Source organism: Dethiobacter alkaliphilus AHT 1 (genome assembly GCF_000174415.1).
In the GTDB taxonomy this organism is placed as follows: Bacteria; Bacillota; Dethiobacteria; order Dethiobacterales; family Dethiobacteraceae; genus Dethiobacter; species Dethiobacter alkaliphilus.
This window is the reverse complement of sequence record NZ_ACJM01000001.1, coordinates 392236-408772: the sequence shown is the minus strand read 5'-3', so window position 1 is coordinate 408772 and position 16537 is coordinate 392236. Positions and strand designations below refer to the sequence as shown.

5 protein-coding genes are annotated in these 16537 nt (G+C 37.0%); all 5 read right to left on the bottom strand.

Features of this window, described 5'->3' with window-relative positions; all coding sequences use genetic code 11:
* Positions 1–4 precede the first annotated feature (4 nt).
* From DEALDRAFT_RS01970 to DEALDRAFT_RS01950, 5 genes are read right to left on the bottom strand one after another with little or no spacing between them, the layout of a single operon-like run.
* Positions 5–4306: a hypothetical protein gene (locus tag DEALDRAFT_RS01970; protein WP_395857721.1), complete on the bottom strand. Its 4302-nt coding sequence runs from the start codon at positions 4304–4306 to the stop codon at positions 5–7.
* A gap of 5 nt (positions 4307–4311) precedes the next feature.
* Positions 4312–5130: a DUF4007 family protein gene (locus DEALDRAFT_RS01965; RefSeq protein WP_008514343.1), complete on the bottom strand. Its 819-nt coding sequence runs from the start codon at positions 5128–5130 to the stop codon at positions 4312–4314.
* A 7-nt stretch (positions 5131–5137) separates the two neighbouring features.
* Entirely contained in the window at positions 5138–10366 is a 5229-nt protein-coding gene (locus DEALDRAFT_RS01960; RefSeq protein ID WP_008514341.1) for an ATP-binding protein, read from the bottom strand.
* Positions 10367–10371: 5 nt separating this feature from the next.
* A complete protein-coding gene (locus tag DEALDRAFT_RS01955; RefSeq protein WP_008514339.1) occupies positions 10372–11961 on the bottom strand; it encodes a hypothetical protein in 1590 nt (529 codons plus the stop codon).
* The gene (locus DEALDRAFT_RS01950; protein WP_008514337.1) at positions 11958–16532 is read right to left on the bottom strand and encodes a protein kinase domain-containing protein; all 4575 of its coding nucleotides are present in this window, start codon (positions 16530–16532) and stop codon (positions 11958–11960) included. The genes DEALDRAFT_RS01955 and DEALDRAFT_RS01950 overlap by 4 nt, the downstream gene beginning before the upstream one ends.
* Between the last annotated feature and the right edge of the window lie 5 nt (positions 16533–16537).

Sequence of the window (16537 nt, the reverse complement as noted above, 5' to 3'; positions counted from 1 at the left end):
CTCTCTATCCTGTTAATTTTTGAAGGTATGGGGTGATTCTCTTTAAAAATACTTTCTTATTATTATCGGACAAAGTTTCAAACCTGGCTAGCATTCCATCTAATTCTAACTCATCAATACGATCATCACACGCTCCTACTGCTTGTTGAACCGTTTGTATCTGTGCTTTATTTAAAACCGGTGGGATGTTTAACAGGCGTTGTTTTACTGACATTGCTTCATAAGAATCATAGTTAGCAATCTCCCTAATCTCAGGAACATCTTTCATCCACTCTCGAGCCTTTTGCTCTCTATTAGCTCGCACTGCATTAATTATTCCTTCATAAATTGACTCGTAGTCTAGAGGAGGGGCGTCTTCTGCAAATTCAGTTTCAGTTTCTTTATAACAGTTGCTAATGGCCTTACTTAATCCGTCTTCAGTTAAGTTGGCATCATTTAGAACCTTAAGATGATTTTCAATAAGGTCTAGTTGCTTGATAACTAATGCCAAATCTTCGGTGTCACGTTCATGTCCCTGAAATATTATTAATAATGAGTTGGCTTCTTTGCGCCAGTAAGCTATATCGTGGAGAGAGGATAAATTATCTATATTGTAGAGGTTTGTAGTTCTATCATAATACGAATTTATCTGCTCTTTACATTTGTCTTTAAAGTACTTCAATTTTTTTGCAGCATCATCAAGTTCATCACGTGCTAAATCTGTTCTTTCCCTAGCTTCTGCCAAGCGAAGAGCAAGCTCTTTTACCTGTTCAAGCCACTTGTTTAAGTCGTTTAGAGTTGTAGAGTTTGTAATAACATTATTGAGTACCATCTGCTGAATATCAGAAGCTGTTTGTTTTATTTCGGCAATATGACGCAAGTCACCCTCTACTTTTTCAACGTGGCTAAATAATCGTTCTTTTTCATCGGTTAACCCTAACTTTTCAAGAACAGGTGCAACTTTTGTCAACCTTACATGCTTAAACTTCCCTAAATGCTCCAGACTAAAAATAGTTTGGGTCTTAAGCCATGCTGGAAAGATCTCCTTAATTTTAGCTTTTGCACTGTTTAAATTTTCTTCTACTTCGTCAACTTGCTCTTTCGTCCAGGGATCCTGATTATAATAAAACTTATTTTTTAAATCCATAAGGAGATCTGCGCCCCATGTAAGTAAGCTAATATTTTCTTTATCAATCCCATTTTCAATTTTGTCTAGCGCTTCTTCTAATTTTCTTTCAAATAAATTGAGTTCTTCTTTAACTCCAGCCGTACTTTTCTGTAGCAACTGATATCTATAATAAAGTTGTTGGGGTACAGGTATTCGGTTCTCCAGATCAACTGCTTTAGTGGGGTATTTAACTTTTTTAATATAGACTTTCTCAGCATCCCAATCTTCTAGGAGAAGCTCCCATTCAGAAAGGGCATCCTCTGAAACTTTAATAATGCTAGTGTTATCTAATATTGATATATCTAAATAGTTTTTAGGCATTGCATCTTGCAGCCAATTATCGATGCTTATTACTTCGTCACTTTTATAAAGATTAATCTCACCTTTTCTGCGGCCAATAAAAAGTGCCAAGATCATGCCTGCAGATGCTAAATTACACCCATACGGAGGTGCACATAATTCTTTAATTACACTACCCAAATTCATAGTATCATTTTGTTCAACTGTTCTTTGCAATTTGTTATCTAATTCTTCAAATATTACTTTTATTGTAGGCTGTATCGGCTTTAGTCTAACACTGCCGTTATCAGCTATGGCACCCCATTCTTTATCTAATACACTATAGGCACGATTTCGTTGCTGGGCACCTCTCGCTGAAATCCACTCTCTGTCCAAATTACCGAAGAATAACTCTTTGATAAAAGTTTGACTATCCTTAGCGGCATTTCCCCTAGCGGTATGAAAACCGTCAAATGGAAATGGTATTATTTCAGGATATACTTTTCCGAACAAATATGTAAGCATAACACTGATTCTGGATGATTTAATGCTTTTTTCTGTCGCAAAAACTATGTCACGGTTCCTCTCTAGCTCTGAGAATAAATTATCTATTTCCTGCTTGGTTGATTCTTTTGTATTTAATATAAACGTAGAGAATTTTTGGGCCTCATCATCACTTAATTGCTCCTCAAGTACCCAGTACTGCGCAATTTTTTCTCCTAAAGAACCATTAGCATCATGGAGAAATATTACAGCTAAAGGCGCACCGTGTTCGGAAGTGATTTTATTTTTAGCAAGACTATTGTTGATTGCGCTACGGCTAAGTTCTTTTACCGAATCTAAGTTACTGTCTGGACCAACATAGCAATAGATCAACTGTCCTTTATCTTCATCTACACCTCTGGCATCGGACCAAGAACGTAATGTGTAATCAATTTGGCCGTTTAACAGCTCAACACTTGTATACGTTATCTTATAATTCCATTCTTTAGTAGTGATATTATTTTGGGGTCCAAAATCCGTTAAATATGTCAGGTTTTGTGACCAGTTGCCATATTTTTGGCTAAAAATATTTGCCCTGGTTTTAATATCAATTTCTGCAACCCTAGACGTAAGCTGCTTAATAAAAGCGCTGCGCGGGACAGCATCATCAACAATTTCGTATTGGCGCAGTCTTTCGTTCCAAGCCAAGACAGCGTACTCTTGCTCTAATAAATGCAACACATTTCTAGTTGTAGTTTCGTCAAGGCCGCTGAATGTCCTCAAAACGTTAACATATTCATCGCGGGAATCTATTTTTACTCCAACTTTTGTAGTAAGTAATACACTTTTTAAAACACTTCTTTCTTCTTCACTCAGCTCATGTTGATATTTTTCCACAACACTGTCAAAAGCGTGGGCAGTTGCTCCTTGCTGACCAGCACGTTCTGATGACAAAAACTCATTTATAAGTGATTCATTGCAAAGATCAGCTGGAACAATGGAATTTCCCGGAGCTAGTTCAACATTACTATAGTCGTTAATGATATCGGCTAATAAAGAGAGAGCAGACCTTTGTTGAAGAGACTTTCCAACAGTAGTGAGTTTATAAAAAATCCATGTTGAAATAGGGTGCATTGGCCAACACCCTTTAAGTATTACTCTCTCAAAGCGGTCAGCATCCAACCATAAAGAGTATTTACTAATATCCGGAAACCACCGCCTCATATTTGCCTGAACAGAATTTCTTTGCTTTGCTAATACTGAAGTTTGCTTTGACAATTCCTCTTGATTTTTTTTCTCCAAGAGATTAGAGATAAGGGTTTCTAAGTTGGTAGAAAGTCTAATTTTTCTAACTGAATCGAAGCGGGTGACGTAGCGATTCAAATCGTCTCGAAGTTCAGGAGCCACCCTACTTATATAGGCCTTTAACTCATACTGGATAAAACCTAGCAAAAATACTTTGTCAGCGTTTTCTTGGACACTTTCAAATAGTTTCTGAAGAGCTCCAGATCCAGCAATATGTGGTTTTTGGACTGAAAACTCAAGATAACGTCCAAATTCATCGAAGATGATAACAATACCGGCAAAGGGCTTACCTTCACCGCAGTATGCTTCCTTCGTTACCCTAATAAAATCATGTAAAGACTCCTGCCCTGTAGCTGTAATTGGCTGCGACATCTTCTGCTCAAATATTTCATTTACTCTACAAAACGTCTCATCATCTTGATGTTTCAGCTTTTCGACTACTTCATCCAATGAAACTTCCGGGCCAAATGCTGCCTCAAAGTCAGTTTGAAGGGATTTAAAAAATGATTCTGTGAAGTTTACTGCCGTTTTAAAGCGGGGTCTTAAATTCTCCAGCACTGTAGTATCTAGATTATGGCTATTAATTATTTGTAAGATTTGACGAACAATTTCAGCTGTAAGGTCAAAATCCTGCATGCCATTGACGGTTAAAACCAAATAAGGCTTGCTATCCTTTGAAAATACATCTTTTACACGTCTACCTATAGCAGCATCTGCCATGGAGATATTATCTAAAATTTTCTCTGAAACTTTCGATGAGGGACTGCTTAACAGAGATGCAAGGGTTACGCCTAAATGAGATTTACCTGTGCCATACCCTGCAATAGCTAACGAAAATGGTTCATCGGAGATATTTCCACTGATCCGCTCCAAAAGATCAGCTGTGAATGTTGCTGTATCCACAAGTTTATGGACACCCTCACCAAAATCTTCAGCAGCAGCCCCATGGTATTCTGGACCATGAAAAATAAAGTGTTGAGCAGCTTTTTCAGCTTGTTTTTTATCTTTCTCAAACCAGCCAATTTGAACAGCCCCGTTAAAAAGTAGATCTTTCCTAAATGAAATTATTTCTCCGATTCTCAAGTTAAGCACCCCCACTAAGCTAAATCATGATAAATCTTTGTCCAAACATCACTGGAATCAGCCATTCTTTCAATTATCCACGGTTGCATTTGACGGTCAATTGATACAAAACCCTTTCTTTCAACCATGTTCAGTACATTCTCAGTATCTGACTGATTCCAATGACATATATCAAACCAATTTGTTTTATCATTAAACTCATTTATCGTTACCTGATTATCTCCTGGAAAGAATGTCTCCATTAATAGGAGCATATAAGCAGAATACGGGAGTGCAAAAGCATCAATCATTGGTGCTTTGTTTCTCGTTATTTTCTCATTATCAACAACTAAAACTCCCGCTCCCTGAAAAGCCGCACTATCTGTATACATGCCTAGCATAGGGCCTGTCCTATCCTTGCCTGCTCCCAGCATGCTAACTAAATAGTTTTCTAATTGCGCCTTATTAAAGTTTGTGCCTAAGATACTGCGCCCTATTGCGAAAACAGTGTGCCAGGCCAGAGCCCCAATATCACTTCGGCACATATTCATATGAGCTAACCACTGCGTCATATCCTCACTCAAAAATGGATCTTCTTCGAGCACAATCTCTCCAAAGTTTGTTAATCTTGGTTTTCTAATGCCCGTGGTCTTTTTTTCTATGATGATTAAATTCATTCCGGTTGCGTAGTCCAAGATAGCAGGGACCTTACCGCTTGACTTACCCATCGGAATTCCCGTTTCTCCTGAGATTTCTTGAAAGTTCCCTTCTTTATCCTCAGCAGCATACTCTAAAATTGACGCAATTAACCTTCTCTCCGGCATGAATGTTTTATGAAAATTAATAGGTAGCATAAATATCCTAAAACCTTTCTTCAAGTGCTTTAATTTTTATTTTGAAGCTTTTTCCCACTTCCAGTTTTTTAGTTTGCTCATTGTATGCATAACCAAGAGAATAGCATTCCCCACGCTTAAGTGAAGTAAGGCGTTCTACCCATTCCTCACTTTTTAATCCAGTTGCATCAGAGAGAATTTGTGCAAATGAACGCACCTCTGTGTCCGCTGGCTTGAAGAATAGTTTGTGGCCCGCCTGGAATAATCGATCCCTCTCATCTTTTCCTAAATTGCTAAGGGTTTGTGTGGCTAAGATCAGTGATATGCCAAACTTCCTGCCCTCGGTCAAAAACTGACCAATAGGGCTTTCTAAGCGATGGTCAAGATTTTGAATCTCATCGAGAACGATTACCTTTGGATCATTTTTGTTTCCTTTTGCACGATAATACCAATACAAGTCAATCAAGGAAAATTCGGTTATTAATCGTGATGTATCTTTAGCAAAGCCAGCAAGCTGAATAATATGGCAATTCGCCACCGCATCATTGTAAAGTTTTTCCCAACTTTCAGGGTCTTCTTCACCAAAGGGAGTCATATCAACAAATGGTTGGATTTTACTGATCACACTTGCAGCTGATTTAGCAGTAGGGCCTCCTGCGGCTTGAATTGCTTCAAGCTCATTAATTAGCTGAGCTAAAGTAAAGCTGCTACCTTCTTTGGTTATACCCGTACGAATGGCATTATAGAGCGCTGATTTTTGCTGATCACCCAGTTGGTATACTTCAACGAAAACGCTAGTTACCCTTTGGGCAGTATTTGTGGGGTTTTCTGTCAGCTCCATATCATCAATAAAATCTGATTGCTGTCTAAATGGATTTAATGCCAAAGCTTCGTTACGAATGATGTGCTGTCGTGGCTTTAACTTTTCTACTACTACAGGCTCCAGCTGCTTATTCGTAAAACCATTGGTATAGTCGACAATAATACTGTTCTGTGAAAACTTACTTAGCTCACACAGTAATGCCTGTATGGTGTAAGTTTTCCCTGTACCTGAGGCACCAAAAACGAGAATATGCCGGTTTGGCAAATCAGGATGGCCAAATTCCCAATATATTTCTCTACCGGAAGCATATGTTCCTAACAAAATTCTGTCTGGCAATTTCTTTTCGTGTACCTTGTCTTTAACTTCAATAATTTCTTTTTCTACTTCCACTTTTTCCTCTTGTAGTTGTTGGGTTACGATGGCAGATTCTCCTTTCTGCTCCCCATCACCCTTTTCTTCCTCGGTTACATCGCCTTCTTCTATTTCTATCTTTTTATCTAACCTAGTATGGAGGTCATGTTGATATTGTAAAGCAGAATCATTAAAAATAGTTGCTACAGCTTCTTCTAGGCTAACAGCTTTAATAAAATGTTTCCCAGCTGATACCACTGAAATACATAATTCCTGTCCTCCTAAGTTGAACTGCCATTCTTGGTTATGCTCTAAAATATTGTTGTCAATATCATTCCAAAATGCCACTGCTGCTGCTTGCCACTTTATATTGTAGAAACCCTCACTAAGACGCTCTAGTGCCAAAATTGCCTTTTGGTAATTTGACTTATCTGTCTCACCTTTATTAGCAATAAGACGATGTAGTTGCATCCACCAATAGCGCTGATCCGGCTTAACATTAACATCTTCTTCAATACCTAAAGGGGTTTTGCCTCTAGGGCGGAAATTTGATACTAACTGCCTAAGGCCACTCTCAATCTGCTCTCTTGCCTTTTCGAGAAAGCCTTCATTGTACATAGCTAACTTACATTCAATTATCTGCGCTTCTATATCAAAATAGCCATCAACGATTCTTGCTTTAACTCTCAAGAGATCAGGACGCTTCTCAAAATCGTTAAACCAATGGGAAAATGCATCCAAAGATATAATCTCATCACAAAAAACACTTTCATCTCTATCAACTAATTTCCTAACAATAGAATTGGCAACTAATTCACGTATAAACCGGTCTGGTCCCGTGGCCTTAACTATAGAAAGACCTGCAATTTGGAAGGCCTGCTCCACTAAGCGGTCTGCGACCTTTTCACTGTCCTCATGACTCAAATCTTCGTATAATGACGCAATTAGTTCACTTATTTTTTGTTTAATATCTACCAAAGAAAACTTCTCTGTAGAAACAGTAAAATTGTTTTCACCATGAGGCCCCACACCTGTACCTAAACCTATGATCTCTCGCTTTGTAGCGTCTTTATACAACAACTGTTCGTCTATAGCGGGGTCAATACAAACAACCCACGTACTTTGTTTATGAGCCTCATCTACAACCTTAATCCACGGTATGTAATCGCTTTTACTAATAACTGCATGACTCTTTTCTGATGTACCACTCTTTAAATATGCCATAACCTCAGCATGGAACAGACCCAAACGGAACCTTGGATTACTTAAGACCCTCTCTCGTTGTTGATCTTTTCCCCCTCCGGTAATCTTACAGCAGGTTTTTTCAAGGACAGGGAATTTTCGATAATCTTGTAAACCGCCTACTTCCTCTTCTAAGGGGACAAACTTGCTTTCGTCGGATTTTATGAAATCAGCGAAAACCATTATGTCAAATTCTGTATCCCTTAGCAACTTTTCAAACTGTGAGTAGCTTTCCTCTGAAGAAACGACTTTGTAATGAATAGAAATGTTGCAATTACTGTAATAATTCTTATTGCTTGACAATTCTGCTGCTTGCCATCTATCCTTCCAAGCGTTTATCCAACGCATAACAGCGGAATCATCCCGGCTATCTGAAAAAACAGTCAGAGCTATCGTATACTCCTTATCCTTTTCATCAGATAAGATCTGCTTAAGAAAAGAATCGATTCCGGCAATAACTGCCTGTATATCCTTGCCACAATAAGCGCCCAAACTTAACCCGTCTCTTGCGAAAGGATATAATTCGCAATAATTTGCTAGGGTCTGCCTTACAAGACGGGAGGTACGGGTTTCTTCAAACAATTCTGCATCAGTTACGTCTTCTTCATCTTCCTCATATTCAAGTAACAGCCGAGAATCTAGAAATGTGCTATCTCCGTGCAATTCGCCTATTAGATGAAGATATCCATAGCTTTTAGCATTTGTATTTAATATCTGATTTTTTTCCAACACCCCATAAATTGGCCGATTTAATGTAGCTAAATCCATCACTCGAGACCAACTTTTTTCTGTTAACATTTTACTTTTGGGTTGCGTCAATGCATCTTGCACATAAATCCGGAAACTGTCACACAAAAAAATGTGCTGATGACGAATCATTTCTAGCAATGCTGGATGTAGAGGAGTTACTACAGCACCCATTATATTATCTCTCCAGCCCCAATCAGTAAGTTTCATTTCTTCATCTGACACAATAAGAAACGCTTTAAAGAGAATAGGGGCTAATTCACTAGTAGACCGCGAATCTAAAAATGTAGTATAGGCATTAGTAAAATGTCTGCGAAGATTATCGTACTGTGAATTAAGCGCACTGAAAAAGCCCGACTCTACTGAGTCAAGTAAAAACTTTTGATATGAATAAGATAGATCTAGAAGCAGCTTCTTAACTTGGTCTTTTTTATCTATACCCGGAAGATTAAGAAGGTCGAAAAAGATAAAGTTTTTTTGTAACGCTGTATTCATAATTCGATTGGCTTCTTCTTCTTCACTGGCAGAAAAAATTTCAGACATATAGGGTAACCCAAATGCCGGCAGCGCATTACCCTTATAAACCTTAACCACATTTTCTATTAAGCTTGCTACAATACGGCACTGGTGATTAGGCGGTAAAGCCCATGTAAACTCTCTTTTTATCGACTTCGCTTGATCAGCGTGAACAATAACCTGAAACTTTAACCAAGGCTCTGCTGTATGTGATTTTTTATACGTTAAATCATCATTATTTTGAGGACTAAGGTTTGAAGCAAAATCAATCGCTACTTTTTCATCGTTTAGATCCAGTTCAATATTTATATGTTCTTTGAGGAATTCATCAATCCCACCAATAATTTGTGTTAGAAAGTATTTAGCTTTCTCATTTTCCGATAACTCATCGTCATCTCCGCCGCCTTCAAAATCATGACGAAAAGAGATACTACTAACAGTAATGCCTTTTAGATCTTCCCCAATAAACATGGAACTGGACTTCAGCTCGTCTTTGAAATCACCTAAAGTTAACCAGATCCCCCGCAGAAAAACATCAAGAGGCAGCCCTTTTAATTTTTTTGGGTTCTTTTTTGTTGAGCTTGTTGAGCCATTCTTCTTAAATTCAATTATTTTCTCAAGTAAAAAAACAAAGTCAACAGTATAAAGCTTTTTCTTTGATTCCTCTGAGCGTTTTTCTATATATTCCTTTAGAGTATCGACTACTTCCTCAATATTGTGAAACTCTCCCAAATGATCCTCGTCCGGCTGTTCTATTTCCCCATTGCCTAGCTCTTCTTTAAACTTATTAACCTTGCTGATAATTTTTTCTCTTGCATTAGATTCTAAAAACATGCTGTAACTAAAAAAGTTAAGCGAATTCTCTAAATAATGGGCAAATGTTTTTTTCTTTGCATATCGCGTAGAAAGGCCAATAAGCCGAGGCAATTTAAATGAGGAAAGATTGCTTAAAACCAATTTGTAAACGTCATTGCCATCCATAGCGACAGAAATGTCTTGCTGCTCCAAATAAGAACTTATTCTAATCAGATCTGCCAGACCATTAACGTGAAGCGTTATTAAAATATCTTCTATTTTATTTATGTCTTCTTCGCTATCATCCACATCAATTTGATTTTCTAAGCATTTTTTAAGCCAGCTCTTAAAAGATTTCTTCAGACATATATTCCACACCGCATGTTGATCGAGGTGAAAAAAGTCTCTTAAGCTTTCCCGATCGTTAATATACTCATAGCCAGCCATAACTACAACCAAATTGTCGTAGCCTTCTTGTTTTTGTGTATTACGGTATTCAGTTAAATTATCATCCTCATTATACCAGCCCTTATTCTTTACCAACTCAAAATTAGCTCTATCCGCAGAAGAACTGTTCTGCCATTTTTGACCCAACTTATAAGCTATCCCGTACTTGAATTGGATCTTCCTACCAGGGATATTTTCAAAATGCTCTTCAAGCTCACTTCCCACACCGAGCAATATTTCGGAAGTATAAGAAGGCAGTACAAAAACTACTTTGCCTGTTTTAGCTGTACATTCACCCTTTATAAAGTCAACAAGTGTTTCTATTAAATACTTCATAGTCATTACTCCTCGCCAAAGGGATTATTTACAATTGAACATGCATCAGACAGCTCTGTTAAAAATCCTCCTGCTCGTAACATTTCCGTTAGCCATGACGAACTAGTTTCCAAACCAGGAAGCCCTGTCCACAACATAGCATCATAAAGCTGCTCACCTTCAACCGCAATCCCAAAATGATTATAAATCCTTCTTAAAAATTCATCATAGGTACATTTGCTTCCTGGAGGCAAGACAGTAAGCACTAGATAACGAATAACTTTATCCGTCAGAATAAAACGTGCACCCCTGCCTGTATATGGCACTATAATTCCCATCTTTTTTCCAAGAGAAACAAAAAGCTTATGCCCGTATTTGGAATCAGCTTCCTTATAGTATTTATCTGCTCCCTTAGGCCCTTCTTTTGCATTCTCCACTAATGCTTCATACCTCAGGGCTTTTTGAATTAGACCCTGAACAGCAACCAGGCTCCGTTGTGAAGCTATCCGCTGTCCTCTCTCCGAAACTTGTGGATGTGAAAAAATCCAAGAATAACCAAGAGACCCACCGGAACCTAACTCTGAAACCTCCCCTGCATACCTAACACTCTGTGCACACAAACTCCTTAGCACTTGCAAAACACACCCTGTCATCAACATCTCCAACCTGTCAACAGGATCTAAGGTTGCATGGAGAATTCTATCCAACTCAATAGCAAACAAATACCCTTCCTGCCAACTTTCTTGAGGGCACCATTCGCATACTTGTAATCCTGCTCTCTCATTTGATAAACTATGAGTTTCAGGATCTAGCATCTCTATAAAATCAATCAGTTTATCAAAAGGGGTTAGATAGCTACTGTGCATATTTTCAAATCCATTTTGTAGGGATCTGTATAATTCATTTATAGGCTTGTTATCCTCAAGCGCAACACAAGAACTAGTTCTATATTCATTTAAAACTAAATCATCTTGAATAAAGGCATTACATAGCTGAAGATATAACAACTCTCCTCCCCTGGCCATAAAATTTCTCTTTGACCAAACGTAATAGTTGTTAAATCTGAGTATACTATCAATCCATGTTAGATCTTCATTTTTGGCTTTCGATGAACTCCAGATTGTTTCCCGTGTTAAAAGTGACTTGCTCAAAGGGAAAAAGTTTTTTGCACACCAGTCCCTAGAAAACCCTGTCCCAAGGAAACTCCTTAATAATACTTCTAGTTGGCCTACGATTTCATCAATAGTATCATCGTCTGATCTAATTTTTTCCTTGAGTCGTTTCGCTAACCTACTAAACTGCTCTTCGTGACTTTTATGTCTGGAATCAATACGTGAATTTCCGAGAAAGCTAAAAAGCTTTAAGTTTAATTTTACTGGCATATTGTAACTTAATTGAAAGTCATTTAGATATTTCAAATCTTCAAACTTAGCAAATGGAGTATTGAATGAAACATTGCCAACATTTTTTTCACTATAAATTAGTCCTAAGAATTCATTTAAAAACTCAGGTATTGTCTGGCCGTTATAAAATCTATTACCAAAAAGCCTTATTGCCGGGTTAGATTCATTTGATTCGTTATTCTTGGGAAATTTTAAGGGCAATCTGTCACTCATTGTATTACCTCCAGTTCACCGTCCTCAATGCTTATACTTATCATCCTAAAATCTCTATCATTACCAATGTTTAAAAGGCTAAGATTATTCGCATCTATGTTTTTATCTGCTATGTTTAGCAAATTGACCTTAAATTTATTAAGCCTGTCTGAATAGTACGATGACAGTTCTTCAGCAATCTCACCCTGATATCTTCTTGCTACATAATCAAGGAACGGCAGATCTAAATCTAAATTAACATTATTGTCTTTATAACTTAAAGTTAGAATATTATTTTTTTCTTCAGCAACCTGATATTTAGTTTTCACTCTTAATGTGAAATCAGATAGTCTAAAATCAGCTAATACAATCTGTGTTCCTGCTGCAAAACCTGCTCTATTTAAAGTAACATATAAATTGTCTGTTTTTTTCTCCCATTTCCCTTGTGGTAATCTAACATTGGTGATGAATTCCTGAAAGACCTGAAGTATTCTCATGCGGTATTTTTTTTCTTCCAATGAAGCTATTTTGGTATTTTTACCAGTATATTCTACATACTTTTCTAACATTGGAGATCGCAGAAATACTGACAGAAAATGACGTCCTTTCTTTTCTGTCATAGAACCATAAAAGTATAATAATCGTCTTACCTGTCGTCGCGAGCTATTCGTTTCCACATTATCAAACAGATATGACAATCTTTCAAGGAATTGTTCAGTAAGTTTCTCCTTTATGAGTGCATCCTTGTTTTGATTAATCCAAATTTTTCTTTCATATAAAGGATCTAAGAAAGAGCCAAAACCTACTGATTGCACGTGTCTAACGGGCAGCAACTGCTGAGCAATCGGAGAAGCATCTTGACCATCATCACCGAAAAATAGGTTGGAGAATAAAAATTTAGAGGTAGACTGCTTCAATTCAATTTTAGACATTGAAGCTATTTCCGTGCAAGTAAGACCTCCAGTTATTGAATAAGCTAAATGCCCAACCATTTGTCTCATTGTTAATCGAACATAATACTCATATAGTCGCCTATAGATTAATGCTATACGCTCAGTAACTATTTCTTCTTTTGCTTGTAATAACGATACATTAAAATGCATCGGGCAATCAGTATTTAAAGAGCATTGGGCGCACTTTTTCCAATTTTCGTTGGCTATCATACGCTTAAATACTTCACAAGCTGTATTAATACTATTTATACTCCCTATGTTGATAACTTCAAACTGGCCATCCAACAATCTTGATGGTTCACTACTTGAGAGAGCTTTTAATACAGTTTCTTGTTGAACCTTAACCCCTTTTTTTCCCAGTTGAGAAAAAGTATCTAGTAGAGTGCCTGAATTTGATATAAACAAATACCTATTTTCAGTGTCATTTATAGACTGATACACTATATCTAATCTTCTTTGTGTGTTCAGTTCACTCATATCTTTAACAATAATTAAATTCACTTCATTAAGCTCTTCAATATCTGCAAGTGGTTGTTTATCGCTTTGTATTTTATCCCTGATTTGTGAGGCGATAGTGGTTTTTCCGTCACCTGCATTACCGGTCAAAATAACATTACGTTTTTCAGAAAGAAGGACATTATGAATATACTCCGTTAAAGAGCTACGCACTGCTATTTTGGAAAAATACTTGCTTAGAGCTTGCGACTCAGCTGTAGCATTTTCGTTTCCTGCAGAAACATTAGACAAAGAATTTAGGTAAAAAACAAAGTCATTTTCGTAATCACCTTTAACTGTTAAGCTATCTTCATCAAGAGCATCTACCTGTTCTTCTATATGAGGCTCAGATTCATCTGCTTTTTCTTTGTCAAATTCATGGTCTTTGACTTTATCACTCGGTTTAAAAGCTGACTCCATTTCTTCAATGTTCTTGAAACGGGTATTAGCCTCAGATGCTACTGCTTTTAAAAACCAACTTTTTAAGTGCTCGGAAAGCTTAAAGGGTGCTTCTTTTGGAAAAGCAGGTATTGCTCCAATAACAGGATTATCATATGGCTTCTCACCAAAAACCCACTCCCATAATGTTACTCCCAACGAATAGAGATCTCCATCTTGAGAAAACTTCATATCTACTCCAAGAATACTATCCGGCGGTATATAATCACTCGTTCCCTGGAAGGAGTCAATCCTAGGCTCCCCTGCAATGCCAAAATCGATTAAAACTGGCTTGCCGTCTGGCAAAATAACTATATTATCTGGCTTGATATCATTATGCAGGTATGGTTTGGGAGTTTCCTCATCTACCTTGTAATTGTGGAATGCTTTTATTGCATCCATTATTCCATAAGCAACTTTCAAAAATTCATCCTGGCTTGGGTTAACTCCATTGTTAATATAATCCCGCAAAGTTTTGCCTTCAAGATAATCAAGGACGAGAAAATAACGGTCATTTTTTTTGTAACCTAATCTTTCACACCGGACGGTATATGCTGATTCAATAGCTTTAGTTATCCCATATTCCCTATATATTTTTTCTCTAGCAACTTCTTTGTTAAAAACTTTCAGAGCAACAATTTTTTCTTCATCTTCACCAATGTTTGGGTTAAATTGAAGGGTTTTTGCTTTATATATCTGCGCCTCTCCCCCTTCCCCTATTTTCTCAATGATCTCATAAAGATCATATTGCTCATATGGTTTTAATTCTAAATTCCCCGAGCTTATTGATAAACCTTGACTGTCTTTTTCAAAACCGAAAGCAGAAAAAATTACATTTGCATCCTTTAATCTTTTACTACGATCAGCAATGAGGAGTTGCTTAATAACAGATTTAACATTCTCTGGAGCATCTGAATTAGCGAGGATACGCGAAGCTTCCTCGCTTAAAATACCTCCCTGCGAATTAAATGCTCTGATGCTTGAAAAGGGTTTACGACCTGTATATAGTTCATAAGCAATAATGCCTAAATTGAAATAATCAGTGCTCTCATCTATATCCTGCCCTGACAAAATTTCTGGGGCAATATACCCGTCATCTTTTAATCGGCTAGCATCTGCGATTACCGTTACGCGGTTATCCTCAATCTGATAGGCTAAATCAAAGTTTATTAGTTTAGGGATATCATTGAACATCAAAACATTTTCAGGGCGGAGATTCCGATGTATTACTCCTGATTCATGTGCTGTATTCAGCGCCCTGGTAATAGAAAGACATATCTGCAGAGATTTTTCAACATCAGGTGCCTGGGATGAATTGTTGATAATATCCCGTAGGGTGCCAGTCTCAGACCACTCTGACCCTTCAACGATATCTCCCTCTTCGTTTTTAATAACCCATACCTTCAAAATATTAGGATGTTCACCTATTTGTGAAATACTGCTCATGGTGTTATAAGCACGCTTTTTAAAACGCTCTTTCTCTTCTGGAGAAGCGTTTAGGGGTGGTCTAAATATACGAAATCTATTTAGGCCATTTACTTTATTTTCAACAGGGCGAGCTATTAATTCAATGCAATCCTGCCTTTGCGAAATATATTCAAGCGTCTCATAGCCAGGAACTGTATATTTAATATCTCTCTTAGGTTGGTTAAGAGTTTTAAAATAATTGACTATATTGTCTACTTGTTGCTCATTTAATACTTTTTTCTTGGTTTCGTTGCTCTTTTTTATATAATCAATAAAATCTTGGATAGATGCAAAAGAGGGATTATGATTCTTCTCCTCAACTGCTGCCTTTGGGGTCGTATAACCTTCTACAGTAGCTTCAGGATTGGTTAATACAACTACAGATTGCACATACATACTTGGATATGTTCTAAATTCATTTTGGTAAATACCTTTTAATACTTTGCTCTTAAAGCTGTTAATTTTATGCGGATCGTTGCGATAACTATAATGATTTACTACCCAATTGTAAGGGGCTATTTCGATGTGTCCAGACCAATGCTTAAGTTCAACAACAAATACACCGAATTGAGTAACTAATACTACATCGTATTCTAAATAATTGTTAGATTGTTTATCGAAAAGTAGTAGGTTACTAATTATTTTGCCATAATTATTTTTTTCTATTGTGTTTCTTATAATGTCAATTGCGGTTTGCTCATGTTTAAATAAACTTTTTTCCTCTTTTAAGACGTCAGCATTATTGATAGTTTCTAAGTTATCATATCTCTCGTTTTTGATGCTGTGCTTTAACTTATTTTGGATTTCCATATTTAAAAATGACCTCACCTCTTTTTTTTTCAGCAGTTCAAAAATATCAGTAACAAAATAGCCGTACTCCACTGTTTCTTTTATTCTATTTTTAGTAAACCGTTTCTTATCATTTTTATAGTGATGAAAACGATGCTCTTGACTTGGCAAAACTTTGAGACTCCAAAAGCCATCGCCTTGCAAATAATAAAAAGGATGCTCCAGCATTTTTGTATACTCTGGCATAGATTCAAAATGATTATTAAAAAGAGATAAAAATACTGGCTCTATTTCGTCGAAAGAAAAACGATTTTCATGGTTAGGGTTTTCATCCAAAATTCTTATTATTGATAAAAGCATGATATATTTATGAGGGCTCACAATACCCCCTTTCCTCATAGATTTAATCTTATCAATAACCTCTTTAGCCTTGTTAATACTAACCGACATTTTAG

Bases quoted from the DNA above. Each gene is read 5' to 3' on its own strand.
- DEALDRAFT_RS01955 (WP_008514339.1), bottom strand. From the start codon at position 11,961: ATGAGTGACAGATTGCCCTTAAAATTTCCCAAGAATAACGAATCAAAT.
- DEALDRAFT_RS01950 (WP_008514337.1), bottom strand. From the start codon at position 16,532: ATGTCGGTTAGTATTAACAAGGCTAAAGAGGTTATTGATAAGATTAAA.
- DEALDRAFT_RS01960 (WP_008514341.1), bottom strand. From the start codon at position 10,366: ATGAAGTATTTAATAGAAACACTTGTTGACTTTATAAAGGGTGAATGT.
- DEALDRAFT_RS01965 (WP_008514343.1), bottom strand. From the start codon at position 5,130: ATGCTACCTATTAATTTTCATAAAACATTCATGCCGGAGAGAAGGTTA.